We start from the raw sequence: 24,572 nt of genomic DNA, 5'->3' as shown, positions 1-24,572 counted from the left end.
GAGCGCGAGTGCGCGGGCCAGTGCCACGCGCTTGGTCATGCCGCCCGAGAGCTCCGACGGATATTTGTCGGCGTCCTGCGCCCGCAACCCGACCATCTCGAGCTTGGCGATCGCGATCTCGTCCATCAGCTCCTGCGACAGCACGAGATTTTCGCGGAGCGGAAACTGCACGTTTTGACGAACCGTCAGCGAGGAGAACAGCGCACCTTGCTGGAACAAAATGCCCCACGTCGTGGCCGCGCCTTCGGTGCGACCACCGATCGGCCGTCCCATGACCTCGATGCTCCCGCCCTGGCGCGGGATGAGGCCAATGATGGTGCGCATCAAGACCGATTTGCCGCCGCCGGACGCGCCAACGAGCCCGAGGATCTCGCCTCGGCGGACGTCGAGCGACAGATGGTCGAGCACGGTCTGGCGGCCGAAGCCGACCACGAGGTCGCGAACGCGGATCGCGAATACCTCTTGCGATTCGTCCATCTTCACATTCCGATCGAAGCAAAGAAGATCGCGAACAGGCCGTCGAGCACGATCACCAGGAAGATCGACTTCACCACCGACGTGGTCGTCTGCCGCCCGAGCGATTCCGCGCTGCCCTTCACGCGCAATCCTTCGCTGCAGGCGACGATCCCGATCACCAGAGCCATGAAGGGCGCCTTCAGGATGCCGACCTCGAAATGGGTGACGGAGATGGCCTCATGCAGCCGCGCGATGTAGATCGCCGGTGCCATGCCGCCGTAGAATTGTGCGACCAGCCCTCCGCCATAGAGCGCCGCAACCGCCCCAATGAACGCGAGGATCGGCAGCGCGATGACGAGGGCTGCTACTCGCGGCAGTATCAGGACATGGACGGGATCGAGGCCCATGGTCGAGAGCGCGTCGATCTCCTCGCGCATCTTCATCGAGCCGAGCTCGGCCGTGTACGCGCTCCCGGACCGGCCGGCGACCATGATGGCGACGATCAGCACACCCAGCTCACGCAGCACCAGGATGCCGACCATGTCGACAGTGTAGGACTCCGCACCGAACCTGCGGAAATGAAAGAACCCCTGCTGGGCGATGATGGCACCGATCAGGAAGGTAATGAGAACGACGATCGGAATGGCCTGCCAGCCGATCCGGTAGAGCTGATAGACAAGCGATGTCAGCCGCAGCGAGCGTGGCCGGCGCAGCACGCCGATCACGGCGATGAACAATGCACCCAGCATTTGAAGAAAGATCGTGACGTCTTCGCGCGCGCCAACCGTGGATTTGCCGAGATCGCCGAGCCTGAGCAGGACCGGGTTTGGCGCGGCCGCAACCGCCGGGGGGTGGCGATTGACCTGACGCACCTCGTCCATCAGGCCGCTGAAATGATCGGCAACGCCGACGAATTCGGCCGATCTGCCGGATGATGCGGCCCGTCGCGACAACTTCTCCAACACCCAGGCGCCGAGCGTGTCGAGCGCACTGACGCCCGACATGTCCAGCGTCACGGCGCTGGATCGATCGACATCCGCTCCGACCGATCGGGACAGCGTTTCGAGCGCCGACACGTTGGCTGCCGTCCACGGCCCTTCCGGGCGCAACTTTAGCGCATCGCCGGAGGGCGTTGCCAGCAACAGCGGTTCGGAGTTCACGCTTCCACCTCATCGGGACAATTGGTCCCCATTCAGCCGCCACTTCTAGGCCAGCATGTGGCGGCCGGTTTGACCTGTCTCAAGACCAGGACCGCGCGCCGTCCCTTGACGCAAATCAAGGGCGCCGGGTCGCCGGGCCCTAGGGTTGTTTCCATTCAAGGGAGTTCTCAAATCCATGTTCAACAGCGACAGGATGAGCGAAGAACTGCGAGCGCTGAAGGTTGACGTCACGCGTCTGCTGAGCACTGCAGGCGAAGAGATGTTCGACAGCTCGAAAGACCGGGCCGAGGCTCTGGCCGATCAGATCAAGGCTGCGCTTGCCGAGCTCGGCGAGACCGTCAGTGACGAGCAGGAACAGCTTCAGGATCTCATTGCGGATCGCCCGATCACGTCGCTCGCCTCGGCCTTCGCGCTCGGCGTGGTCGTCGGCTTCATGCTGAGGAGACACTAGGTGAATACGGAAAGTATCGTTAGACATCTGCGCGTGCTGTGGCGTACCGACAGAATCATCGCGGACATCAGGCTGCGCCATCTGTTGATCGGTCTCGGCCTGCGGGCCTTCGCGGCGCTGATCGCGACATTCGGGCTCCTGATGCTGGAGCTGTCGGCCTATTTCGCGCTGGTCCAGATCTGGAGCGCAATTGCGGCGGCTGCCATCCTCGGCGCCGTCAATTTCGCCATCGCGACGGTTCTCTTCGTCGTTGCCGGCCGTCCTCCATCCGGCCGCGACATCGAGCTCGCCAATGAAATTCACGGCGCATCCATCGAAGCCTTGCAGCTCGAGGCGCGGGCGCTCCAGGCTCAGGTGTCAGGCGCGGTGCATCATCCGCTCAGCACGATTGTGCCGGTGCTGGTGCCGCTGATCGCGATCATCGTCAAGAGTCTGCGGAAAACGGCCACGGAATCCGCCGCATCGCGCGAAACGCACTCGTGATCGGAACGTTCAGAGCTTGAGCCTGACGTCACAGAGGTCGGGCTCGGTCGAATCCGGCTTCACGTCGAAGCCGAGCTGGCGGCACATCTCAAGCATTGTGGTGTTCTCCCTGAGAACATCACCCGAGATGGTCTTCAGCCCCTCCGACCTCGCATAGTCGATGATCAACTGCATCAACGCCCATCCGAGTCCCCTGCCCTTGAGGTCCGACCGCAGCAGGATCGCATATTCGCCGCTCTCATAGACCGAGTCCGAATGGAGCCGGACCACGCCGACCATCTCGCCGGTGGCTTCGTCGAACGCGATGAAGGCCATTGCGCGCGCATAGTCGAGCTGGGTCAGGCGCGCGATGAACTCGTGGGTGAACTCCTTCATCGGCGCGAAGAAGCGCAGGCGGAGGTCGTGCGCCGTGACGTGACGCAGGAATTCGTGGATGGTCGGCTCGTCCTCGGGACGCAAGGGCCGTACGAAGATGCGCCAGTCGTCCTTGAGCGCCAGGCGGCGCTCCCACTGCGAGGGATAGGCCCGGACGGCGAAGTTGGCCGGGCCGGAACCGGCGAATTTGCGCTGCGGCGGCCCCACCGCGACGCGGGCGTCGACCGCGGTCACGCCGGTCTCGTCCGCAAGCAGTGGGTTGATGTCGAATTCCCGGATCTCGGGAATGTCGGCGGCCATCTGGGCGAGCTTGACCAACACCAGCGCGACGGCGTCCGGCTCGACCGCGGGTACGTCGCGATAGGCCTTCAGCAGCCGTGATACGCGCGTGCGGCCGATCAGGTCGCGGGCGAGCTGCAGATCGAGCGGCGGAAGCGCCAGTGCCTTGTCGTTGATGATCTCGACCGCCGTCCCGCCCCGGCCGAAGACGACGACGGTGCCAAAGGTGGGATCGTCGGCAAGACCCAGAATCAGCTCACGCGCCTTCGCCTTGACGACCATCGCCTGCACGATAACGCCCTCGATGCGGGCTTCGGGACGGAGCTTCCTCGCCCGCGCGAGAATGTCGGTGGCAGCCGCGCGCACGGCCTCCGGCGTGGTCAGATTGAGGACGACGCCGCCGACGTCGGACTTGTGGACGATGTCGCGCGACATGATCTTCAGCACGACTGTGACGCCTTGCGCGAACATCTCGCTGGCGTAGGTAACGGCCTGCTCGACATCGGTCGCAGCACTGGTCGGTACCATCGCGATGTCATAGGCTCCGAGCAGGTGCTTGATCTCGACGGGATCGAGCCATTTGCGGCCGTCCGCGATCGCAGCGGCGACGATCTGCCTCGCAGCCCGGGCGTCAGGCACGAACGTGTCGGGCATCGCGGGAGGAACCTGGCTCAGCTCCTCCACGACCTCGCGATGCCGCACGAGATGCATGAAGCCGCGCACCGCATCATCTTCGGTCGGATAATTCGGAATGCCCGCGCCGGAGAGCGCCTGAACGATGTTCTGATCGGCTCCGACCCAAGCCGCCAGCACGGGCTTCGCCCATCGGCGCTGCTGCTCGCGATACTTGCCGACGAGCTCCGTCACGGTCGCGGCGATGTCGGCCGCCGGGGCGATCGCGGTCTGCACGTTGAGGACAAGGACGGCATCATTATCAGGGTCTGCGAGCAGCACCTCCAGCGCCGCAGCGTAGCGCGATGCATCGGCATCACCGACGATGTCGACGGGATTTGCACCGGACCAGGTCGGTGGCAGCACTGCATCGAGGCTCTTGCGCGTCTCAGCGGAGATGGGCGCCGGGATTCCACCAAGGTCCACCAACCGATCCACGGCCAGGACGCCGATGCCACCGCCATTGGTGAGGATGGCGAGACGCTTTCCCGCCGGCGGTTCGACGCGACCGAGCGTCTCGGCGCAATCGAACAGCTCGCGCAGATCGGAGACCCGCAGGACGCCCGCACGGCGGAACGCGGCGTCATAGACGGCGTCGGCGCCGGCGAGCGCGCCAGTATGGGTTGCCGCCGCTTTGGCACCCTGCGCCATGCGGCCGGACTTCACCACGACGACCGGCTTGACGCGCGCCGCGGCCCGTGCCGCCGACATGAACTTGCGCGCGTCCTTGATGGCTTCGATATAAAGCAGGATCGCGCGGGTCTTGGGATCCATCGCGAAATGGTCGAGCAGGTCGGCAATATCGACATCGATCTGATCGCCGATCGTGACAATTCCGGAGAACCCGACGCCGCGCTGCGCAGCCCAATCCACCATTCCGGCCGCGATCGCGCCGGATTGCGAGATCAGCGCGAGATTGCCCGCCCCCGGCATGTGCGCGGCAAAGCTGGCATTGAGGCTGACGCCGGGCATCATGATGCCGAGGCAGTTCGGCCCAATCAGCCGCATGCCGTATTTGCGTGCCGCAGCGATCGCGGCCTCGTGCAGGGATCCCGGTCCGTGACCGAGGCCCGCCGAGACGATCAGCGCGCCGGCCGAGCCGCGACGTCCGGCCTGGTCAATGATGCCGGGAACCTCTCGCGCCGGCGCGGTGATGACCACGAGCTCGGGCACGAAGTCCAGCCTGTCCAGACTGCCCACCGCAGCGATGCCGCCGATCTCGGTATGGCGCGGATTGACGAGGCCGAACTGCCCCTTGAACTCGGCCTTGTGAATGTTTTCGAGAACGGCACGTCCGACCGAGACCGGGCGGGCGCTCGCGCCGACGAGCGCAACCGAACGCGGCGACAGCAGATTCTTCAAGCGATAGGTTGACATGGAAGCATATGCGCCCGGTCGGTGGCGGTTGCGATAGTTGACGATCGGCCGATGAACTGGCGATGCGCCTAGTGCGAGATCATAACCCAGCACGGCGGCTGGCCAATGACGGTCTTTGTCACACCACCCCAGACGATCTCGTTCAGGCGTGAATGATGGTAGGCGCCCATCACGATCGCATCGACGGCATGGGAATTCGCCCAGCTTCCGAGCACCTTGCCGATCGAGCTGCCGCCGCCCTTCGTCGTTTCAAACGAGGCGTAGACCCCGTGTTCCCTCAGATGGTCGACAAGCGCGGTTCCGGATTGCACGATCGCATCGGTCGTGTCGTCCGTCACCGTGACCACCCGGACGGATGCCGCAGCCTGAAGAATGGGCAGCGCATCGCCGACGGCCCGCGCGGCACGGGCGGAGTGATCCCAGGCGATCATGACGTTCTCGAACTCCGGTCGCAGCTCGTCGACTTGCTGTTCCGGACAGAGCAGCAGCGGCCGGCCGGATTCGAACAGGAGCGTTTCGATGATGCGCTCCGTTTGACTGTCATGCGGCCTCACGGGAACCAGCGTCAGATCGCTGAAGCGCGCATGCTCGGCCAGGATCGACGCGATCTGGTCCGCCGGCACCTTACCCGATCGGCTTTGGGTGCGAATGTTGCCGCGGGAGGCTGCATTGGTGAAGGCGTTGAGGAGTTGCTGCACGTTGCTTACCTCACGCGAATCGCTTGCCTCCGCGGAATCCAGATCGCCAGGGCTGATGACCGTCGGCCGCGCGAAAACATCTTCCTCGAGCGCGAGCGCGGTGATCCTGGCGCCGAGGTCGGCGGCGACAGCCACGCATGTCGCGATCGCAGCGAGGGCCGGCCCGCGCGGTTGGCCGATAAGCGGCAGAAAGACATCCTTGATGGGCATCGGGATTCTCCTTACCGGTCAGGATAAGCCACCTTTCGCCGGGAAGCTTGATCCTCCTCAAGGCGGGAACACCGCGCTGCCAGCCGACGACAGGCTTTGACCGATGTCAAGGACTGGCTCCGATCCGCCTCTACGGATTAGCCTGCTGCCTCACCGCCGATGCATCTGGATTTGCACGCAGAGATGACGGACGATTCTGCAACCCAGGAACGGGTCTTCCAAGCGCTGAGCGTGCATCCCGGCGTGAAGCGGATCGACACGCACGCAGCCTCGGTGCTTCTGGACGGGACACGCGCACTGAAGATCAAGCGGGCTGTCAAGTTTCCATTCCTCGACTATTCGACGCTCGAAAAGCGCGAGGCGGCCTGCGAAGAGGAGATCAGGATCAACCGGCCGCTCGCGCCGCAAATCTATCACCGCGTCGTGGCGATCACGGAGGAGCCGGATGGATCGATCGAGATCGACGGTCTCGGCCGGCCGATCGAGTATGCGGTCGACATGTCCCGCTTCGACGAAAACCGGACGCTGGACCATGTGGCAAAAGCCGGCCCGCTGGATGCAGAGCTCGCCCCGGCCATCGCGGATGCGATCGCAGCATCGCATGCGAGAGCGCCCGTCGCGGACGGCGTCGCATGGATTGCCTCCATTCCTGCGCTGATCGCAGGCAACAGCACCGGGCTGCGCAATGGCGATCATTTCGAAGCAGCCCTGATCGAGCAACTCTGCGAAGCCTCACACCAGGCATTCCTGCACGTCCGCGCTACACTGGAAGAACGCGCGCGCCACGGCTTCGTGCGCCGCTGTCACGGCGACTTGCATCTTGCCAATATCGTGCTGATCGACCGGCAGCCTGTCCTGTTCGACGCGATCGAATTCAACGCGCAGATGGCGACTGTGGACGTGCTCTATGATCTTGCGTTCACGCTGATGGACCTGCTGCGCCATGACCAGCCGGTCGCGGCCAATGCCGTCCTGAACCAGTATCTGATGACGGCGCCCGTCGAAACGCTCGACGCCCTGGCGGCGCTGCCACTGTTCATGTCCATTCGCGCGGCGATCCGTGCGCAGGTGGCGCTGGCGCGACTGAGGCGGCCTGCTGCCGACGGCCCCGGCACTCTCGACGAGGCGCGCCGCTATTTCGAGCTCGCCCGGGCTTTGATTCATCCCCCCACCCCTCGCCTGATCGCGGTTGGTGGACTGTCGGGCACCGGCAAATCCGTGCTCGCGCGCGCGCTGGCTCCCGCCGTGGCGCCACAGCCGGGCGCCGTCGTGCTGCGCAGCGACGTCATTCGCAAGCAGCTGTTTCAGGTGGGACACACCGAGCGGCTACCGCCGTCCACGTACCGGCCTGACGTGACGGCGCAGGTCTACGAGGTGCTGATGCAGTGCGCCCGGCAGGTTCTGGCGCAAGGCCATTCGGCAATCGTCGACGCCGTCTTTGCGCGCGAGTCCGAGCGAGACGAGATGGCCGCCCTGGCACGCGAGTGCAGCGTACCGCTCAACGGACTATTCCTCGTCGCCGACCTCGCCACCCGTCAGGCGCGAATCGGCGGCCGCCGGGGCGACGCGTCCGACGCCACGCAAGAGGTTGCCGTGCAGCAAGAGCACTATAATATCGGCCATGTCGGTTGGGCGACCATCGATGCATCCGGGACACAAGCGCAGACGCTCCAGAACTGCCGGGACGTAATCGCTGAGGGCAAATAAGGCAATCTGATTGGCGCGGGCTAGGATGGCGCGACCCACCACGAGTTCGATGGCGACCGCTCGCGCCAAGCCTGCGGCGCGGCGCAATGTTCTGCCCGGCCGCCTCAGCCCCGGCATGGCATGCGACACCGCGTTCCGGATCATCGCCCGCCGTCACCTCGATGCCGTCCTTGCCCAGCACGATGGCACCTGCCATGGCGATCCCGAGGCGCTGCATCAGATCCGGATCGCACTGACGCATCTGCGCACCGCCATCCGCTTCTTCTCGCCCATGGTCGACGATGCCCTGCGGCCGAATGTCTGGGCCGAATTGAAATGGCTGAACAGCCAGCTCGGCATGGTGCGCGACCTCGACGTGGCGATCGAGCGGGTTATCGCCGAAAGCGGAGGCGAGCTTGACGTGATCGCCGAGCTTCAGCATTGGGACGAGAAGCGTGCCGAGAGCCACCGCCTGCTGGCGCGCGCGCTGCAATCGGCGCGGTATCGCCGTCTTGTCGAGCAGACCTCGGCCTGGATCGAGAGCGGTCCTTGGTCGACCCAGCGCAGCAAGGAGGCCACCCGGTTGCGCCGCTGCCCGCTTGCCGACCACGCGACGGTGCAGCTCACGGAATGGGAAACGACGCTGCTCAGGAAGGCGCGGAAACTGCGCAAGCTCGACGTCGAAAAACGGCACAAGCTGCGGCTTCTCAACAAGCGGCTGACCTATTCGATCGAGTCGCTAGAGGATTTGTTTGCAGACGAATCGCTGACCAAACAGAAGTCGATCCTCAAGCAATTGCGCAAGGCGCAGAAGTCCCTCGGGCAATTGAACGACGATGCGCGCGGGCAAACCCTGGCAGCGTCACTGAACGAGGCCGTCCCCGAGGCGGGCATTCGCTTCCTCAACCGGAAGCGCCAAAAGAAGCTGTTGCGGACCGCCTCGAACGCCTACCGGAAACTGGACAAGGCCAAGCCGTTCCGCTCCTCCGACCTCGCCCCGAATGCAGAGCCCGAAGATTAGGTGCGGACCAGCTTGACTTGGATCAAATCAGCTTCCTGCCGGTGACCTAAGCTCCACACATCGATATTCGTGTGAACTTGCGGAGCTTCCCCATGCGCGCCCACCAGATCATGACCCGCTCGGTCATCTCGGTTGCCCCCCACACCAGCATCGTCGAGGCGGCAAGCATCATGCTGAAGCGGCACGTCAGCGGCCTCACCGTGGTCGACGATGCCGGCAAGCTGGTCGGCGTGGTCTCCGAGGGGGATTTCGTCCGCCGCAGCGAAATCGGCACCGGGCGTAAGCGAGGCCGCTGGCTGCGGTTCATCCTCGGCCCCGGCACATCCGCCAGCGATTTCGTCCACGAGCATGGCCGCAAGGTCTCGGAGGTGATGACCGCCTCGGTCGTGACCATCACCGAGGATACCGCACTCGCGGAGATCGTTGATCTCATGGAACGGAACAACGTCAAGCGGCTGCCGGTGGTGCGCGGCGACAAGGTCGTCGGCATCGTCTCGCGCGCCAATCTATTGCAGGCGGTGGCGGGGCTCGCCCGCGAGGTACGGGATCCGACGGCCGACGACGATCACATTCGCGGCCGTATCATCGACACCATGGAGAAAAACGACTGGTGCCCGTTCGGACTGAACGTCATCGTCCGGGACGGCATCGTTCATCTCAGCGGTGTCATCACCGAGGAACGCGCGCGTCAGGCCGCCGTCGTCGCGGCGGAGAATGTCGAGGGCGTCAAGAAGGTGCACGACCATCTGTGCTGGGTCGACACCGTATCGGGCGTCTATCTGAATTCGCCCGAGGACGACGATCTCGCCAAGGCCAGCTAGGCGCGAACCGAAGGCGGCTTAGCGGGGAATGACGGCGGTGGCTTCGATCTCGACGCGCGCCGCCTTCTCGACGAGGCGGACGACCTGCACCAGCGCCATCGCAGGATAGTGCGCACCGAAAGTGGCACGGTAGCTCTTGCCGAGCTCCCTCAGGTTCGCCAGGTATTCGTCCATGTCGACGACGTACCAGGTCAGGCGCACGAGGTGCTCGGGCCGCGCACCCGCCTCCGCCAATATCTCGGCGATGTTGCTCAGGGCTTGGCGCACCTGCGCGACAAAGCCGTCCGCGAGACGCTCCTCGGCGTCCCAGCCGATCACGCCGCCGGTGACGACGATGCGCCCCTCGGCGGCCATGCCGTTGGCATAGCCTTTCGGTAGCGGCCAGCCGGACGGTTGCAGCACCTGCGCCCTTGAGCCGGTTTCGTCCTCGGCTGCTGTCGGCAGCACCGCGAGGTGCGTGCCTTTCGGCGTCGTCACGGACAATTCTTCATCCTTCTCTTATTCCGCCGCAACGCCAGAGGACGTCGCTGCAGCCTGCGCCAACTGCCGCAGGGCAAATCGCTTCAACTTGCCGGTCTCGGTCTTCGGCAGTTGCGCCACGAACTCGATCGCGCGCGGATATTTGTAAGGCGCAATCTCACGTTTGACATGCTCCTGCAACTCCGCTGCGAGCTGAGCGTCCGGCGTCACACCGGGGGCGGCGATGACATAGGCCTTCACGATCATACCACGCGCCTCGTCCGGCGCGCCGACGACGCCGCACTCGGCTACGGATGGATGCGTCAGCAGCGCCGCCTCCACATCCGTGCCCGCGATGTTGTACCCGGCTGACACGATCATGTCGTCGGAGCGCGACTGGTACCAGAAGTAGCCGTCGCTATCCATCAGATAGGTATCGCCGGTGATGTTCCAGCCGTTCTGGACGTATTTGCGCTGCCGCTCGTCGGCGAGATAGCGGCAGCCGGTCGGGCCGCGCACCGCGAGCCGCCCCATCGTGCCCGGCGGCAGGTCATTGCCGTCGTCATCGACGATTTTTGCTTCGTAACCCGGCACGGGTTTGCCGGTTGCGCCGGGGCGGATCTCGTCCTCGGTCGCGCTGATGAAGATGTGCAGCAGCTCGGTCGAACCGATGCCGTCCATCAGCTTGATGCCGGTGGCCTTGAGCCAGGCATCGAATGTCGGCTTGGGGAGGGTCTCGCCCGCAGAGACGCACTTTCGCAGCGAGGAAATGTCGCGACCTGCGAGCTTGCCGATCATGGCGCGATAGGCGGTCGGCGCGGTGAAGCAGACCGAGGTCTTGTATTGCTCGATTGCCGTCAGCATGTCGTCCGGCGTCGTCTTCTCCAGCACGACGAAGGAAGCGCCGATATGCATCGGAAACAACACGCCGCCGAAGCCGAAGGTAAAGGCGAGCGGCGCTGAACCGACGAAGCGATCCTTCTGCTCCGCTCTCAAGATGTTGTGCGCATAACCGTCGCAGACCGCCAGCATATCCCGATGGAAATGCATGGTGCCCTTGGGATCGCCCGTCGTGCCCGACGTGAAGGCAATCAGACAGATGTCATCGGCGGCGGTATCGACCGCCTTGAACTCCGGGCTCGCATCAGCAATCAGCGCCTCGAGCGAGTCCGACGCGCCGTTGCCCCAATAGACCACGTGCTTGAGGCTGGGCGCCGCCGCTTTCGCCTTCTCCATCTCCTCCGAGAGTTTTCCATCGCAGAGCGCGAGTGCAATCTCCGCCTTCTGGATCGGATAAGATAGTTCCTTGGCGCGCAGCAGAGGCATGGTCGCCACGACGATGCCGCCAGCCTTGATCACCGCGAGATAGGTCGCAACCATCATCGGATTGTTGGCGGAGCGCAGCAGTACGCGTCCGCCGGTTACGAGACCAAGCTTGCGAACCAGCACGTTGGCGATGCGGTTCACGAGCGCTTGCAGCTCGCGATAGGTGTAGCTGACGGCCGGACTGATGACGCACGGCGCGTCACCGTGGCCCTGCTCGACCCAGCGGTCGAGAAAATAGCTGACGCAGTTCAATCGCGGCGGGTAGTGCAGCTCCGGCCGCGTGAAGATGAATTCGGGCCAGAACTCTCGCGGCGGCAGATGCTGCCGTGCGAATGTATCGACGTGGGCTGTCGCGGCGTTGCCGTCATACGAGCCCGACTCTTGAGCCTTAGCGGCGTTAGCCATCGCACGTTCCTTTCAGCATGGAAAGCACCCGGCAGCATCATCTGGGAAACATTTTAGGCTTAAAACAATTTGGCGCAATAGCGGATTTTGGGCATCCCATGCATTTTCCTGCGGCAAGGTGGGACTGGCGGGGGCCGCGGCCGGCGGACTACGGCCGGCGGCGACCGGCCGATTTCTGCGCCGACGCCTTTGTCTTGGCCAGAAGCCGCATCAATTCGCGGACATCCTTCGGGGTCAGGTCGGCAAACAGATCGGCGATCCAGGTCTCGTGTTCCGCAGCCATCCTGCGAAACTCGGCGCGGCCCAGCTTTGTGAGGCGGATCACCTGGACGCGGCGGTCCGTCTCCGAGGTGCGCCGGTCGAGATGGCCCGATTCCACCAGCCGTTCGACGAGGCCGGTGACGTTGCCGTTGGACACCATCATTCGCTTGGAGACGTCGGACAGCGTCATACCATCGGGCGCCTTGTCGAGCTGCGCCATCAGGTCGAACCGGGGCAGCGTGACGTCGAAGCGCTGTCGCAGGCGGCCTCGGACTTCGCCTTCGATCAGGGTCGTGCAGGTGAGCAGACGCAGCCACAGCCGAAGCTCTTCGGCGTGGTCCTCCGGCGTCTCGACGGCCTTGGTCTCGGAATCGAGCATCTCGATGCAGTCACTCATGGCCGGCCTTGGCGCCAGCACGGATTCCCCAACGTTTTGAGCTTCAAATAAATCGGCCCCGGCCGCAAGCCTAAAGCTGCAACAATCGACCACACTCGAATTTCTTTAGGCTTCAAATAACTGGCGCGCCGCTTGCATGCGCCACTGCCCGCAGGATGGCCACGCCTTGAGCTTGCTTGCCGCGGCCGCCATCATCGGCATAAGCTTGGATCGGAGTACGCGGCTTGCTGCGCAAGCCCGATCGTCACGGGGGACACATCATGAAGACGCAACTGACCTTGGCCGCTGCCGCCCTGCTGCTCGGCACCGCGGTGAGCCCTTCCCTCGCCCAGGAGAAGATCAAGCTGGGCGTGGTCGTGACCCTGTCAGGCCCCGCCGCCGCGCTTGGCCAGCAGGTCCGCGACGGCTTTGCGCTCGCAGTGAAGGATCTCGGCGGCAAGATGGGCGGCCGAGATGTCGAGGTGATCGTCGCCGATGACGAGTTGAAGCCCGACGCAGCGGTCACGAAGGTCAAGGGCCTTCTGGAGCGCGACAAGGTCGACTTCGTGGTCGGCCCGATCTTCTCGAACATCCTCCAGGCGATCCACCGCCCCATTACGGAGTCCAAGACGTTCCTGATCAGCCCCAACGCCGGCCCATCAACTTTCGCCGGCAAGGACTGCAACCCGTTCTTCTATGTGACGTCGTATCAGAATGACCAGGTTCACGAGATCCTCGGCAAGGTCGCGCAGGATCGCGGCTACAAGCGCATGTATCTGATGGTGCCTAACTATCAGGCCGGCAAGGATTCAGTGGCGGGCTTCAAGCTCGACTACAAGGGCGAGATCGTCGAAGAATCCTACATGCCGCTGAACACGCTGGACTTCCAGCCGGAACTTTCCAAGATCTCGTCGCAGAAGCCCGATGCGCTGTTCACGTTCATGCCGGGCGGCCTCGGCGTCAATCTCGTCAAGCAGTACCGGCAGGCTGGTCTTGCCGACAGCATTCCGGTGCTCTCGGCTTTCACGGTGGATGAATCGACCTTGCCGGCGCAGCAGGATGCGGCCGTCGGCATGTTTGGCGGCGCGAACTGGGCGCCCAATCTCGACAATCCCCAGAACAAGAAGTTCGTCGCGGCCTATGAAGCCGCCTACAACGTCGTGCCCGGCACCTACGCTTTCCAGGCCTATGACGCCGCGATGCTGATCGACAGCGCGGTCAAGGCCGTGAAAGGCGATCTCTCGAACAAGGATGCGGTTGGGGCTGCGCTGAAGAAGGCCGACTTCACCTCTCTGCGCGGCGCCTTCAAGTTCAACACCAACGGCTATCCGATCCAGGATTTCTATCTGACCAAGGTCGCCAAGCGTGCGGACGGCAAGTTCCAGACCGAGATCGTTCAGAAAGTCTTCGAGAACTATGGCGACCGCTATGCCAAGGACTGCAAGGCGGCAAACTAAGCCGCACCGCATTACGGGAGGACTGCAATGAAGAGCGAAATCACCGGCATCACGCGGGCCAATGAAGGGATCCAGGGCATCTCCTGGAACATCCTCGGCCAGACCTATGTGCCGAAAAGCAATACCGAGCACAGCTTCTCCTGGCACGCGACATTGCCGCCGGGCACATTCGTGCCGCCGCACATCCATCCCGACCAGGATGAGTATCTCTACATGCTCGAGGGCAAGCTTGACTTCGTGCTCGGCAATTCGGAGTCGCAGGCGACCGCGGGCGATTTGATCCGCCTCGGCATGGGCGTGCCGCACGGCATCTTCAACAAGTCGGAGCAGACGGCAAAGGTGCTGTTCTGGGTGTCGCCGACCCGCAAGCTGTTCGACCTGTTCTGGGGCCTTCACAACATGAAGGAACAGAAGCCGGAGGACGTGGTGGCGATGGCCGCCGAGTTCAACATCCACTTCCTGCCGCCGCCGCCCGGCGGCTAGGAGTTAGTCTTAAGCGCGCACCGCCGCAAGTCCCGGCACGGCGGCGAAGCCGGCTTTGGTGGCGTAGCCGCGGACGATCGCCTCGCGCTGGGAATAGCTCAGCACGTTGTCGACGTTGTCGAAGCCATCGGGCGCAAGCTGCTCGACGGCGTCGATGACGCCCTCGGGGCCGCCGCGCCGATTTGATCGCACGATGTCAGCGGTCATCGGCAGACGCTTCTTCTCATATTCAAGCAAAGCCTGGCGCGGATGCTCAGCGCGCACCAGCGCATCGGCAAGGCAGCGCGCGTCGAGGATCGCCTGAGATGCGCCGTTGGAGCCGACCGGATACATGGGATGCGCGGCGTCGCCGAGCAGCGTAACGCGCCCGGACGACCAGTAAGGCAAGGGATCGCGGTCGCAGGTCGGATATTCGTAGAATTCCGGCGTTGCCGAGATCAGGCTCTTGACGTCGATATAGGGCACCGAGAAGCGCGCGACATGCGGCATCAACTCCTCGCGCCGGCCGGGCCGCGACCAGTCCTCCTTCCGGGGCGGCGGCGCATTACCTTCGCCGACCTTCACCAGGACCGCCCAGTTGGTGAGACGGCTCGCCGGGCTCGATCCCTCCGCGATCGGATAGATCACCACCTTGGCGTTGAGGCCGCCGGCCACGATCATCGACTTGCCGGTGAGGAACAGCGGCCAATCGCGCGCACCGCGCCAAAGCATCAGGCCGTTCCAGCACGGCGGTCCCTCGTTCGGGAACAGCGTGTCGCGAACGCGTGAATGGATGCCGTCAGCGCCGATCAGGATATCGCCGCGCGCAGTATGAATGTGCGCGCCCGAGCGGTCGAAGAAATAAGCGGTGACGCCGCCCTCGTCCTGCGTGAAGGCGCCGAGGCGGCAGCCGGTGTGAATTGCCTTCGGCCCGAGCCGCTCCTCGACGGCGCGATGGATGACGCCCTGAAGGCGGCCGCGGTGAATCGAGAATTGCGGCACGTCATGGCCGGCGTCGATGCCGCGGGCTTCGCGCCAGACCTCCTGGCCGTGGCGATTGAGGTAATAGAGCTGGTCGGTGCGGATCGCGACGTCGTCGAGTTGCTGGAGGAGACCGAGGCCGGCAAGCTCCCGCATCGCATGCGGCAGCGTGTTGATGCCGACGCCGAGTTCGCGGATGGTGTCGGCCTGTTCGAAAATCTCGCACCCGATGCCGCGCGAGCGCAGCATCAATGCCGTGGTGAGACCACCGATACCGCCACCGACGATAATCGCCTTCATCGCCCTTACTCCACTCGAAAATACGCCAGGCAATGGGGTTAAAGTCGCACGGGCGGTCACTCCGCCGCAAGCGGCTTTGTCGCCTCCGCCTTGAGCTCGGCCCGGGTCTTGGGCTTAGCCTTAATTCTCCGCTCCCCGAGATCCCGCCGGTCGCGCACGTTGTTGCGGAAAATCTGATCTGTTCCGTGCAGGTACTGCGGCGCAAATCCCCATTGCTGGCCTCCCGCAGGAAGTCCGGGGCTCAGTCGCCCCTGAAGACCGGCTTGACCTTGTTGGCGAACGCTTCAAAGGCGCGCTCGAAATCCGCCGTGGTCATGCACAGCGCCTGGGCGACGGCTTCCGCTTCGATCGCCTCTTCGATCGACATCGCCCACTCCATCGCCAGCATCCGCTTGGTCATGGTGTTGCCGAAGGTCGGGCCTTCCGCGACCTGCTTGGCCAGCAACTGCGCCTGCGGCAGCACCTGCTCGGGCGTGACGATGCGGCTGAAGAAGCCCCAGCGCTCGCCCTCCTCCGCCGTCATGAACCGGCCGGTGTAGAGCAGCTCGGAGGCGCGGGACTGTCCGATGATCCGCGGCAGGATCGCGCAGGCGCCCATGTCGCAGCCGCCGAGGCCGACCTTGTTGAAGAGGAACGCGACCTTCGCGCCGCTCGCCGCAAGCCGCATATCCGATGCCATCGCGATGATCGCGCCGGCGCCGGCACAGATACCCTCGACCGCGGCCACAATGGGTTGAGGGCAGGCCCGCATCGCTTTGACGAGGTCGCCGGTCATCCGCGTGAAAGCGGTCAGCCCCTTGGTGTCCATCTTCACGAGCGGGCCGATGATCTCGAACACATCGCCGCCGGACGAGAAGTTACCGCCGGCGCCGGTGACGATGATGGCCTTGACTGCATCATCGAAAGCGCAGGCGCGGAAGAAATCCGTCAGTTCCCGATAGCTCTCGAAGGTCAGTGGATTCTTCCGCTCGGGACGGTTGAGCGTTACCGTGGCAACGCTGTCGACCACCGCCAGCAGGAAGTGCTGCGGCGAATAATCCGCGAGCGGCACGGTCACAGGATTAGCTGGTCTGCTCATGCGATCTCCTAATTATGTTTGTTCCGCGCTACTAGATTTCGCCGCCTGCGACTGCAATCGCCTGCCCGGTGATCGCACCAGCACCTTCGCCGCACAACCAAAGCACCGCGTCAGCCACCTCTTGAGGCGTGATCAGCCGTCCCTGCGGATTGTGCTTCGCGAGCTCGGCGATCGCCTGCTCGCGGCTCCTGCCGGTCTTCTTCATGATGTTTTCAATGCTGCCGGCGACCAGATCGGTGTCGGTGAAGCCCGGACACACCGCATTCACAGTCACATTGCTTCCGGCCGTCTCGAGGGCAAGAGAGCGCACGAGACCGACGACGGCGTGCTTCGCCGCCGTATACGCGCTGACATAGGCGTAGCCCTTGAGCCCCGCCGTCGAGGCAATCGCGACGATGCGGCCATAGGGACGATCCTTCATGCCCGGCAGAACGCCCTGGATGGCATGGACAACGCCCATGAAATTGACGTCCATCATGCGCGCAAACAGGGCAGCGTCCGATTTCGCGAACGGCGCGGATTCTGCACTTCCCGCGTTGGCGATCAGGATGTCGATCGGCTTTCGCGCGCTCGCTTCAGCGATAGCGGCCTTCAGTGATAATTCGTTCGAGACGTCGGCGATCGCAGCAAAATGCGCGGCACCTGCGCTGACCGCCTCTTCTAGAACAGCGGCGTTCCGGCCGAGCACCGTCACGGTTGCGCCTGCCCCGACAAGAGAGGCTGCGATGGCGCGGCCGATGCCGCGACCGCCACCGGTCACGAGCGCGTGCGGCGAGTGCGGCAATCCGGACATGCGCTGGCTCCTTGGCTCTGCTGATCGTTCCTCGATATATTTTAACCTTCAAGTTTTTGCAACGAAGCTGCCGTAGCGCCGCGAACGCCTTCGCGCGAGAGACCGGCCCGAAAATTGCTTTAAGTATAAAATTATCGCTTCCCATCCCCCACAGGCCTGTTAGCATCGCCCGGCCGAGCAAAAGGATGTCGCGTGTCGCAGCCTGCGCCAATGATAACAAAAGACGGCCGCTTCGCCTATGAAGCCGCGGGCGATCCGGACGCGACACCCCTGATTTTCCTACATGGCATTGGCGGCGCGGCGCGGGCCTGGCGGCAGCAGCTCGCGAGATTCAGCACCCAGTTCCGCGCGATTGCATGGGACATGCCGGGCTACGGCGGATCGGCGCCACTCGCCACCGTCAGCATCGCGGCCCTTGCCGATGCGCTCCAGCAATTCATTGAGCAGCTTGGTGCGACCACGCCAATTCTGGTCGGCCATTCGATCGGTGGCATGATCGTGCAGAAATGGCTGGCGCAATCTCCGAAACTGGCCCGCGCGATCGTCCTTGCGCAGACCAGCCCGGCCTTCGGCAAGGCCGATGGCGATTGGCAGAAATCGTTCATCGCGGCGCGGCTTGGGCCGCTCGATCGAGGCGAGACCATGAAGTCGCTGGCTCCCTCCCTGGTGAAGGAGCTTGTCGGCGACGATCCCGATCCGAAGGGAATGGAGCTTGCGCGCGAGTGCATGGCAAGCGTGCCCGAGGCGAGCTATCGCGCCATGATGCTGGCTTTGATGGGCTTCGATCAGCGCAGCACACTCAAGGACATTTCCGTCCCGACGCTGTTGCTGTCCGGCTCCAAGGACAACAACGCGCCTGCCCCCATGATGGCAAAGACAGCAACATTCATTCCCTCTGCCGAATATGTCGAGCTGGCTGGTGTAGGCCATCTCGCCAACCTTGAACGCCCTAACGCGTTCGACGAAGCCCTCGGCCGGTTCTTGAATTCCGTCGCAACCAAAACGTAGGATGGCTGCGCAATGACCATGCAAGTCAGCAAGAACATCGGCGTAACCGACAAGGTCGCGCTGGATACGCCGATCTTCGATCCCGTCGCATTTCGCCTGAGCGAGGAGCAGGCCGGCATCATCGCGCGCGCCCGCGAGATCGGCCAGAGCGTGTTCGCTGATCGCGCGGCGACTTACGATCGCGAGGCGATCTTCCCGACAGAGAATTATCGCGACCTGCATCGCGTCGGCCTGCTCGGGATCGCGGTGCCCAAGAAGCATGGCGGGCTCGGCGCGAACTATCAAACCTACGCGCTGGCGGCAGCCGAAATCGGCCGCTATTGCGGCGCGACCGCCCTCACCTGGAACATGCACGTCTGCTCGACCCTGTGGTCAGGTCCGCTCGCCGACGATCTCGACATGGACGCGGAGACCCGCGCCGAGCACGAGCGGCGGCGCGCGGTTCATTACAAGCGTATCGTCGAGGATGGCGCGATCTACTCGCAACCCTTTTCCGAGGGCGGAGCGGCCGCGGCCGGCGGCGTCGCGTTCGGCACGGAAGCAAAGCCCGTGAAGGGCGGTTGGATCGTCAACGGCAAGAAGATCTTTGCATCGCTGTCCGGTCATGCCGACTATTACGGCGTGCTCTGCACCGAGATGGAGGAGGGCGAAAAAGCCTCGCGCCGCAACACCCTTTACCTCGCGATCTCCGCGAAATCGGACGGTGTCTCGGTGGTCGGCGACTGGGATCCGCTCGGCATGCGCGGCACAGTCTCGCGCACGCTGCTGTTCAAGGATGTATTCGTCCCTGAGGATTCCGCGCTGATGCCGCGCGGCGTCTATTTCCAGGCGGCGATGCGCTGGCCTCACATGTTCCTGACGCTGTCGCCGACCTATATGGGCCTGGCGCAAGCCGCCTATGATTTCACGGTACGCTATCTTCGCGGCGAGGTACCGGGCATGCCGCCGGTCAAGCGCCGGATGTACCCGACCAAGCAGATCGCGGTCGCGCAGATGCAGATCAAGCTCGAGCAGATCAAGGCGATCTGGTTCCAGGCGGTCACCGAGGCCCACGCCAATCCAAGCAAGGAGCAGGTGCTGCGCGCCTATGCCGCGCAATATTCGGTGATGGAGGGCGCCAATGAGCTCGCCGCGCTCGCGATCCGCACCTGCGGCGGTCAGGCCATGCTCCGCTCGCTGCCACTGGAGCGCATCTATCGCGACAGCCGCTGCGGCTCGCTGATGCTGCCCTGGACCGCCGAGCTCTGCCTCGACCGGATCGGGCGCGAGGCGCTGTACGAGGCCGGTGAAACGGACGACTGACCGTGGACCTCTGTAGTCTGATCGATCGCAACGCGGCGTTCGCGCAAGACAAGACGGCGATCGCCTTCGAAGGTGAGCGGCTGAGCTACGCCGCACTCGCTTCGCGCATCGAACGGACCGCCACGGCGTTGAAGCAGGAGCTCGGCGTCGGCCGAGGCGACCGCGTCGCGATCCTGAGCCTCAACCGGCCGGACTATCTGGTTCTGCTCTACGCATGCGCGCGACTTGGTGCGATGCTGGTGCCGCTGAACTGGCGGCTGGCGGTTGCCGAGCAGCGCTTCATTCTCTCCGATGCGGGCGCAAAGGTCCTGGTACTCGAGCAGGCATTTGCCGGAGTTCTCCCGGAGCTTGCGCCGGGGACGGCCGTCATCGGCCTCGATTTCGTGCCGTCGCGGGGCGTGACATTCGAAGACCTGCTGGCTCGCAGCGAAGGCAGCGGCCGCAATCCGCACACTGATCTCTCCTGCCCGCTGCTCGTCGTCTACACGTCTGGAACGACGGGACGGCCGAAGGGCGCCGTTCTGCGGCAAGAAGCCTTGTTCTGGAACGGCGTCATGAGCCAGCACATGCACAACATGACCTCGGATGATCACGTGCTGACGGTACTGCCGTTCTTCCATGTCGGCGGCCTCAACATCCAGACCACGCCGGCGCTGCAGCTTGGTGCGACCGTCACGATCCACGCCCGCTTCACGCCGGATACTGCGCTCGCGGCTATTGAACGGGAAAGACCGACCCTGACGGTGATGGTGCCTGCAATCCTACAGGCCGTGAGCGAGCATCCCGCCTGGACAACGACCGATCTCTCCTCGCTCAAAGCCGTCTCGACCGGCTCGACCATCGTGCCACCGCACCTGATCGATCGCTTCGTGGCGCGCGATGTTCCGGTGCTTCAGGTCTATGGATCGACGGAAACCTGCCCCATCGCAGTCTACACCCGGCTTGGCGGCGACCTTTCGCGCGCGGGATCGACCGGACTTGCCGGCCTCTGCTGCGAAGCGAAGGTGATCGATCAGGCCGGCAATGAGGTCCCTGCGGGTACGCCGGGCGAAATCGCCGTGCGAGGGCCCAACGTGTTCTTCGAATATTGGGGCAATGCGGATGCCACGCACGATGCGCTGCACGACGGTTGGTATCGCACCGGCGATATCGGCCTGTGCGATGCCGACGGGTATTTCTGGGTCCGCGACCGCAAGAAGAATGTGATCATTTCCGGCGGCGAGAACGTCTATCCGGCCGAGGTCGAGCGCGTCCTGCTCGAACATCCCGATGTCAGCGAATGCGCCGTGATCGGCCGGCCGGACCCGCGCTGGGACGAGGTGCCGATCGCCTACGTCATCGGGCGGTCCGGCTCCCGGCTCGAAGCCGAGAAGCTGAGAGCGCATCTTCAGACGCAGCTCGCCCGTTACAAGGTTCCGCGCGACATCGTCTTCGTCAACGACCTGCCGCGCACGGCACTGGGCAAGGTCCAGCATTTCCTGCTGAAGCAGCTTGATGCGCAGTCGCGCGCGCAAGGAGAAGCATCTTGAAGATTGCAGTTCTAGGTGGGGGAAACGGCTCTTTCGCGGCCGCGGTCGATTTTGCGCTGTCGGGGCATGAGGTCCGGCTCTGGCGCCGCGACGCCGATCAGGTGGCGGCGCATCGCGCGGCCGGCTCGCAGATCCTGGTCAAGGATCATAATGGTCGGCACGATGTGAAGCTCGCGCTGGTGACGACCGATATCGCCGAAGCAATTGATGGCACCGAGCTGATTCTGTGCCCCGTCCCTGCCTTCGCGCAGCCCGACATTGCTCGTTTGCTCGCTCCGCATTTGCGGGATGGCCAGGTCGTGTTCCTGCCGCCCGCCACATTCGGCTCGATGATCTTCGCCCAAGCCGCGCGGGATGCCGGAAACCACGCCAAGGCAAGCTTTGCCGAGACCGGAACACTGCCTTGGCTGACCCGCAAGCACGGGCCGTTCGAGGTCGCGATCACCATCCGTGCCAAGCGGCTGCCGGTCGGCGTGTTTCCGCTCGATCAGGCCGCGCATGCAATCGAAGTGATCGGACGCGCTTTCCCTGATGCGATCGAGCCCTGCGGCGATGCGCTCTCCGGCGCGCTGATGAATGCTGGGCCCATCATTCACCCGCCGCTGATCGTGATGAACGCCGGCCCGATCGAGCATTTCGAACGATGGGACATCCACAAGGAAGGAACGCAAGCCGCGATCCGCCGGGTGACCGACGCGCTCGACGCAGAACGGATCGCGGTGCGCGAAGCGCTTGGCTATGGCGCGCCGCATTTTCCGCTGGCCCACCACTACGCCCAGAAAGGCGAGATCTGGATGTATGGCCGTGGCTCGCACGACCGGCTGACCGATTCCGGCGACTGGCGTGAGCGGATCGTGCTGACCGAGCACCGCTATATGCGTGAGGATCTGCGGCTTGGGCTGTCGCTGCTGGTCTCCGTCGCCGCCCTGGCCGGCACGCCCACACCGTTGGCCAAGGCCTTTCTGGCCATCGGCGGCGCGATTTGCGGCGAGGATTTTGCGCAGGGCGGCCGAACGCTCGAGACGGTGGGGCTTGGTAATCTCGGCAAAGCCGAGCTCCAGGCGCTTCTTCGCAGGGGATTTTGACCGATGACCAGCCGCGCCAACATTGTCTGCCTCGGGGCCGGCCGCATGGGGCGCGGCATCGCCGTCGCGTTCGCCTACGCGGGGCATACGGTCACGATGATCGATATCAAGGGCCGTTCCGCGGAAGAATTCGCCAGGCTGGAGGCGGACGCGCTCGACGAAGTCAGGAAGACCTTTGCCAGCCTGTCGAAGCTGGGACTGCTGAGCGAGGCAGATGTCGATCCGCTTATCGCACGGGTCTCGGTGGTGCCAGCCAGCCGAAGCGGCACAGCGCTGTCCGGCGCCGGAATGGTCTTCGAGGGCGTTCCCGAGGTCGTCGAGCTCAAGCGCGAGGTGCTGGGGGTGGCTTCAAAACAAGTCGGCCCGGATACGATCATCGCTTCGACCACGTCGACCATCCTCGTCGACGATCTCGCCGGTGCGATCGTGAACCCTCGCCGCTTCCTCAATGTGCACTGGCTCAATCCGGCCTATCTGATCCCGTTGGTCGAGGTTTCGCCCGGCAAAGCCACCGACCCCGCCATCATCGATGAGGTCAAGGCGCTGCTCGAAGCCATCGGAAAGGTCCCCGTGGTGTGCGCGGCGACGCCCGGCTTCATCGTCCCGCGCATCCAGGCGCTTGCGATGAACGAGGCCGCACGCATGGTCGAGGAAGGCGTCGCCAGCGCCGAGGAGATCGACAAAGCGATCCGTTACGGCTTTGGCTTCCGCTATGCCGTGCTCGGACTGCTCGAGTTCATCGACTGGGGCGGCGGCGACATCTTGTACTACGCCAGCCGGTACCTCGAAGGCGCGCTCGGCAGCGACCGATATCGCGCGCCGGACGTCATTTCCCGCAATATGCATGAAGGCCGGATCGGCTTGCGAACGGGTGCCGGCTTCCTCGATTATTCAGGCATGGACGTCGATGCCTATCGCGTGAAGCGGCTTCAGGCCATGGTCGACCTGCTCAGGCATTTCGGCCTGGCGCGCCCACCGGTCCTCGACCGCAGCTAGCCGAAGACGTCCTGCAACACGCCTTCACGAACGACCGCGACACCGTCGAGCTCGATCGTCGTTCCCATCATCGGCAAATCAAAGTGGCCCGCCGTGTAGCGGCCGGCAAATTCGTTCGCGCCGGTCGAGAACAGGAAATTGCCGGAGACGGCACGAATTTCAGTGCCGTTGGTGTCGCGCTGGTCATACATCGAGAGGGCTTCGTAGCGGGCCCCCGGATTCATGCCGAAACCGACATGCGAGACCGCATAGGCCTCGCGATCGCCCCACGCTGCGAGATAGGCGCGCATCATCGCCGCATCCGTGCCCTCGCCCTCCAGCTCGACAACATAATCGTCCTTCAGCGTCATTTTCACCGGGGACGCCAGGTAGCGCTTGAAGGTCAGATTGATGTCACCGGGGGCCATCACCAGGGTCCCGTTGATCGTTCCGCTCTTGGGGAAGCTGACCACAATGCCACCGGGCCAGTGCGCCAGCGTGCCCGGCTTGTCGGTCCAGCCCCACACGCCGACCGTGGACGCACCGAGCATGTCAACGTCGAGCGCCGTACCGGCTTTCGATGTCACGCGCATCCGCTTCGTCCCACGCAACAACTTCGCCGCTGCGCGAACGCGCTTCTCGAGTGCGGGATCCGGCACCATCCGCTCCAGCGCTTCCGGGTGTTCGTTGGAGATCACCAGTATCCGCGCACCGGCCTTGAGGATCTCCGGCGTCTCCACCGCGTGCATCAGGCCCTCGATGGTGCAATCCACCACAAAACCGGCCTGCTGGAGTGCGGTGATGACCGGACCAAGCCGCTGGATTGCCTCGCTTGCCCCGGTCGAGCGAACCGGCACGATATTCCGGTTACGCGGCGTCGGCATCACCACATGAAACGGCCGCGCGCCCATCCGCAGCAGGGCGAGCTCCGCCAAATGAACGTTCAGCGCACGCGATTGGGTTTCCGAGAGGATTGCCGCGGTGTCGCCTGCCTTGACGGCGCAGCGCTCAAAGATCTCGCAAAACGCGTCGATCCATTTTGCCTCGATGCGATCCGCCAGCATGGTTCACTCCCGGTCCTCTGGT

Annotated in this window: 23 protein-coding genes; 12 read left to right on the top strand and 11 right to left on the bottom strand. The window is 64.1% G+C overall.

All coding sequences use genetic code 11. From position 1 onward, the window contains the following. On the bottom strand, window positions 1-477 hold a 477-nt coding region (locus QJT78_RS33030), incomplete at its 3' end, for an ATP-binding cassette domain-containing protein (RefSeq protein WP_281460416.1). Between the two features lie 2 nt (window positions 478-479). Beyond that, window positions 480-1,616, bottom strand: a complete 1,137-nt coding sequence (locus tag QJT78_RS33025; protein WP_028149674.1) for an MlaE family lipid ABC transporter permease subunit — start codon at window positions 1,614-1,616, stop codon at window positions 480-482. A 175-nt stretch (window positions 1,617-1,791) separates the two neighbouring features. Here QJT78_RS33025 and QJT78_RS33020 point away from each other — a divergent pair, with 175 nt between their 5' ends. Together QJT78_RS33020 and QJT78_RS33015 are read left to right on the top strand one after the other, a co-directional pair. Continuing rightward, a complete protein-coding gene (locus QJT78_RS33020; protein ID WP_028149673.1) occupies window positions 1,792-2,067 on the top strand; it encodes a hypothetical protein in 276 nt (91 codons plus the stop codon). Then, window positions 2,068-2,550, top strand: coding sequence for a phage holin family protein (locus tag QJT78_RS33015; RefSeq protein WP_028149672.1), 483 nt, complete (start codon window positions 2,068-2,070; stop codon window positions 2,548-2,550). It abuts the gene before it with no gap. A gap of 9 nt (window positions 2,551-2,559) precedes the next feature. Here the strand turns inward: QJT78_RS33015 and QJT78_RS33010 are convergent, their stop codons facing one another. Continuing rightward, the gene (locus QJT78_RS33010) at window positions 2,560-5,253 is read right to left on the bottom strand and encodes a bifunctional acetate--CoA ligase family protein/GNAT family N-acetyltransferase (RefSeq protein WP_028149671.1); all 2,694 of its coding nucleotides are present in this window, start codon (window positions 5,251-5,253) and stop codon (window positions 2,560-2,562) included. A 68-nt stretch (window positions 5,254-5,321) separates the two neighbouring features. Further along, entirely contained in the window at window positions 5,322-6,161 is an 840-nt protein-coding gene (locus tag QJT78_RS33005; protein WP_028149670.1) for a universal stress protein, read from the bottom strand. Between the two features lie 183 nt (window positions 6,162-6,344). Here QJT78_RS33005 and QJT78_RS33000 point away from each other — a divergent pair, with 183 nt between their 5' ends. The 3 genes from QJT78_RS33000 (at window position 6,345) to QJT78_RS32990 (ending at window position 9,689) form a co-directional block, all read left to right on the top strand. Next, a complete protein-coding gene (locus QJT78_RS33000; RefSeq protein WP_028149669.1) occupies window positions 6,345-7,868 on the top strand; it encodes a bifunctional aminoglycoside phosphotransferase/ATP-binding protein in 1,524 nt (507 codons plus the stop codon). Between the two features lie 25 nt (window positions 7,869-7,893). Next, entirely contained in the window at window positions 7,894-8,868 is a 975-nt protein-coding gene (locus QJT78_RS32995) for a CHAD domain-containing protein (protein ID WP_281460415.1), read from the top strand. Between the two features lie 92 nt (window positions 8,869-8,960). Continuing rightward, on the top strand, window positions 8,961-9,689 hold the full coding sequence (locus QJT78_RS32990) for a CBS domain-containing protein (protein ID WP_028149667.1): 729 nt from the start codon (window positions 8,961-8,963) through the stop codon (window positions 9,687-9,689). A gap of 18 nt (window positions 9,690-9,707) precedes the next feature. On the opposite strand, the gene QJT78_RS32985 is transcribed toward QJT78_RS32990, so the two are convergent. From QJT78_RS32985 to QJT78_RS32975, 3 genes are all read right to left on the bottom strand, one after another. Continuing rightward, window positions 9,708-10,172: a RidA family protein gene (locus tag QJT78_RS32985; protein WP_193375967.1), complete on the bottom strand. Its 465-nt coding sequence runs from the start codon at window positions 10,170-10,172 to the stop codon at window positions 9,708-9,710. A gap of 15 nt (window positions 10,173-10,187) precedes the next feature. Further along, window positions 10,188-11,879: a benzoate-CoA ligase family protein gene (locus QJT78_RS32980; protein ID WP_028149665.1), complete on the bottom strand. Its 1,692-nt coding sequence runs from the start codon at window positions 11,877-11,879 to the stop codon at window positions 10,188-10,190. Window positions 11,880-12,027: 148 nt separating this feature from the next. Beyond that, entirely contained in the window at window positions 12,028-12,519 is a 492-nt protein-coding gene (locus tag QJT78_RS32975; RefSeq protein WP_028149664.1) for a MarR family transcriptional regulator, read from the bottom strand. A 278-nt stretch (window positions 12,520-12,797) separates the two neighbouring features. Here QJT78_RS32975 and QJT78_RS32970 point away from each other — a divergent pair, with 278 nt between their 5' ends. Continuing rightward, window positions 12,798-13,973: an ABC transporter substrate-binding protein gene (locus tag QJT78_RS32970; RefSeq protein WP_028149663.1), complete on the top strand. Its 1,176-nt coding sequence runs from the start codon at window positions 12,798-12,800 to the stop codon at window positions 13,971-13,973. Window positions 13,974-14,000: 27 nt separating this feature from the next. Then, the gene (locus tag QJT78_RS32965) at window positions 14,001-14,456 is read left to right on the top strand and encodes a cupin domain-containing protein (protein WP_028149662.1); all 456 of its coding nucleotides are present in this window, start codon (window positions 14,001-14,003) and stop codon (window positions 14,454-14,456) included. Between the two features lie 9 nt (window positions 14,457-14,465). On the opposite strand, the gene QJT78_RS32960 is transcribed toward QJT78_RS32965, so the two are convergent. The 3 genes from QJT78_RS32960 to QJT78_RS32950 all read right to left on the bottom strand — a co-directional run bounded on the left by QJT78_RS32960 (window position 14,466) and on the right by QJT78_RS32950 (window position 17,587). Next, window positions 14,466-15,716: a flavin-dependent oxidoreductase gene (locus QJT78_RS32960; RefSeq protein WP_038944165.1), complete on the bottom strand. Its 1,251-nt coding sequence runs from the start codon at window positions 15,714-15,716 to the stop codon at window positions 14,466-14,468. A gap of 241 nt (window positions 15,717-15,957) precedes the next feature. Then, on the bottom strand, window positions 15,958-16,794 hold the full coding sequence (locus QJT78_RS32955; protein WP_014493756.1) for an enoyl-CoA hydratase family protein: 837 nt from the start codon (window positions 16,792-16,794) through the stop codon (window positions 15,958-15,960). A 31-nt stretch (window positions 16,795-16,825) separates the two neighbouring features. Then, complete coding sequence (locus QJT78_RS32950; RefSeq protein WP_014493755.1) at window positions 16,826-17,587, bottom strand: SDR family oxidoreductase; 762 nt, start codon at window positions 17,585-17,587, stop codon at window positions 16,826-16,828. Window positions 17,588-17,797: 210 nt separating this feature from the next. Here QJT78_RS32950 and QJT78_RS32945 point away from each other — a divergent pair, with 210 nt between their 5' ends. Genes QJT78_RS32945 through QJT78_RS32925 form a run of 5 tightly spaced genes read left to right on the top strand, consistent with a single transcriptional unit; the run spans window position 17,798 to window position 23,507 of the window. Continuing rightward, window positions 17,798-18,595, top strand: a complete 798-nt coding sequence (locus QJT78_RS32945) for an alpha/beta hydrolase (protein WP_049807807.1) — start codon at window positions 17,798-17,800, stop codon at window positions 18,593-18,595. Between the two features lie 12 nt (window positions 18,596-18,607). Continuing rightward, window positions 18,608-19,897 (top strand): acyl-CoA dehydrogenase, encoded by a 1,290-nt coding sequence (locus QJT78_RS32940; protein WP_028149659.1) that lies wholly within the window; start codon window positions 18,608-18,610, stop codon window positions 19,895-19,897. A gap of 2 nt (window positions 19,898-19,899) precedes the next feature. Further along, entirely contained in the window at window positions 19,900-21,426 is a 1,527-nt protein-coding gene (locus tag QJT78_RS32935) for a long-chain fatty acid--CoA ligase (protein WP_028149658.1), read from the top strand. Then, on the top strand, window positions 21,423-22,511 hold the full coding sequence (locus tag QJT78_RS32930; protein WP_028149657.1) for an NAD/NADP-dependent octopine/nopaline dehydrogenase family protein: 1,089 nt from the start codon (window positions 21,423-21,425) through the stop codon (window positions 22,509-22,511). Before QJT78_RS32935 ends, QJT78_RS32930 begins: the two co-directional genes overlap by 4 nt. A 3-nt stretch (window positions 22,512-22,514) precedes the next feature. Beyond that, window positions 22,515-23,507: a 3-hydroxybutyryl-CoA dehydrogenase gene (locus QJT78_RS32925; RefSeq protein WP_028149656.1), complete on the top strand. Its 993-nt coding sequence runs from the start codon at window positions 22,515-22,517 to the stop codon at window positions 23,505-23,507. Here QJT78_RS32925 and QJT78_RS32920 read toward each other — a convergent pair. After that, complete coding sequence (locus tag QJT78_RS32920) at window positions 23,504-24,550, bottom strand: peptidase M29 (RefSeq protein WP_038944168.1); 1,047 nt, start codon at window positions 24,548-24,550, stop codon at window positions 23,504-23,506. The two genes, QJT78_RS32925 and QJT78_RS32920, sit on opposite strands and share 4 nt — an antisense overlap. Between the last annotated feature and the right edge of the window lie 22 nt (window positions 24,551-24,572).

This window comes from Bradyrhizobium sp. Mp27, from assembly GCF_029953005.1.
Classification (GTDB): Bacteria; Pseudomonadota; Alphaproteobacteria; order Rhizobiales; family Xanthobacteraceae; genus Bradyrhizobium; species Bradyrhizobium barranii.
The sequence above is the reverse complement of the archived record's forward strand: the minus strand, read 5'-3'. Positions and strand labels throughout refer to the sequence as shown.

What these genes read in the sequence shown, in the direction of transcription:
- QJT78_RS33020 (WP_028149673.1), top strand. Translation starts at nt 1,792, where the DNA reads ATGTTCAACAGCGACAGGATGAGCGAAGAACTGCGAGCGCTGAAGGTT.
- QJT78_RS33010 (WP_028149671.1), bottom strand. Translation starts at nt 5,253, where the DNA reads ATGTCAACCTATCGCTTGAAGAATCTGCTGTCGCCGCGTTCGGTTGCG.
- QJT78_RS33005 (WP_028149670.1), bottom strand. Translation starts at nt 6,161, where the DNA reads ATGCCCATCAAGGATGTCTTTCTGCCGCTTATCGGCCAACCGCGCGGG.
- QJT78_RS33000 (WP_028149669.1), top strand. Translation starts at nt 6,345, where the DNA reads ATGACGGACGATTCTGCAACCCAGGAACGGGTCTTCCAAGCGCTGAGC.
- QJT78_RS32995 (WP_281460415.1), top strand. Translation starts at nt 7,894, where the DNA reads ATGGCGCGACCCACCACGAGTTCGATGGCGACCGCTCGCGCCAAGCCT.
- QJT78_RS32990 (WP_028149667.1), top strand. Translation starts at nt 8,961, where the DNA reads ATGCGCGCCCACCAGATCATGACCCGCTCGGTCATCTCGGTTGCCCCC.
- QJT78_RS32980 (WP_028149665.1), bottom strand. Translation starts at nt 11,879, where the DNA reads ATGGCTAACGCCGCTAAGGCTCAAGAGTCGGGCTCGTATGACGGCAAC.
- QJT78_RS32975 (WP_028149664.1), bottom strand. Translation starts at nt 12,519, where the DNA reads ATGCTCGATTCCGAGACCAAGGCCGTCGAGACGCCGGAGGACCACGCC.
- QJT78_RS32970 (WP_028149663.1), top strand. Translation starts at nt 12,798, where the DNA reads ATGAAGACGCAACTGACCTTGGCCGCTGCCGCCCTGCTGCTCGGCACC.
- QJT78_RS32965 (WP_028149662.1), top strand. Translation starts at nt 14,001, where the DNA reads ATGAAGAGCGAAATCACCGGCATCACGCGGGCCAATGAAGGGATCCAG.
- QJT78_RS32960 (WP_038944165.1), bottom strand. Translation starts at nt 15,716, where the DNA reads ATGAAGGCGATTATCGTCGGTGGCGGTATCGGTGGTCTCACCACGGCA.
- QJT78_RS32955 (WP_014493756.1), bottom strand. Translation starts at nt 16,794, where the DNA reads ATGAGCAGACCAGCTAATCCTGTGACCGTGCCGCTCGCGGATTATTCG.
- QJT78_RS32950 (WP_014493755.1), bottom strand. Translation starts at nt 17,587, where the DNA reads ATGTCCGGATTGCCGCACTCGCCGCACGCGCTCGTGACCGGTGGCGGT.
- QJT78_RS32945 (WP_049807807.1), top strand. Translation starts at nt 17,798, where the DNA reads ATGATAACAAAAGACGGCCGCTTCGCCTATGAAGCCGCGGGCGATCCG.
- QJT78_RS32940 (WP_028149659.1), top strand. Translation starts at nt 18,608, where the DNA reads ATGACCATGCAAGTCAGCAAGAACATCGGCGTAACCGACAAGGTCGCG.
- QJT78_RS32925 (WP_028149656.1), top strand. Translation starts at nt 22,515, where the DNA reads ATGACCAGCCGCGCCAACATTGTCTGCCTCGGGGCCGGCCGCATGGGG.
- QJT78_RS32920 (WP_038944168.1), bottom strand. Translation starts at nt 24,550, where the DNA reads ATGCTGGCGGATCGCATCGAGGCAAAATGGATCGACGCGTTTTGCGAG.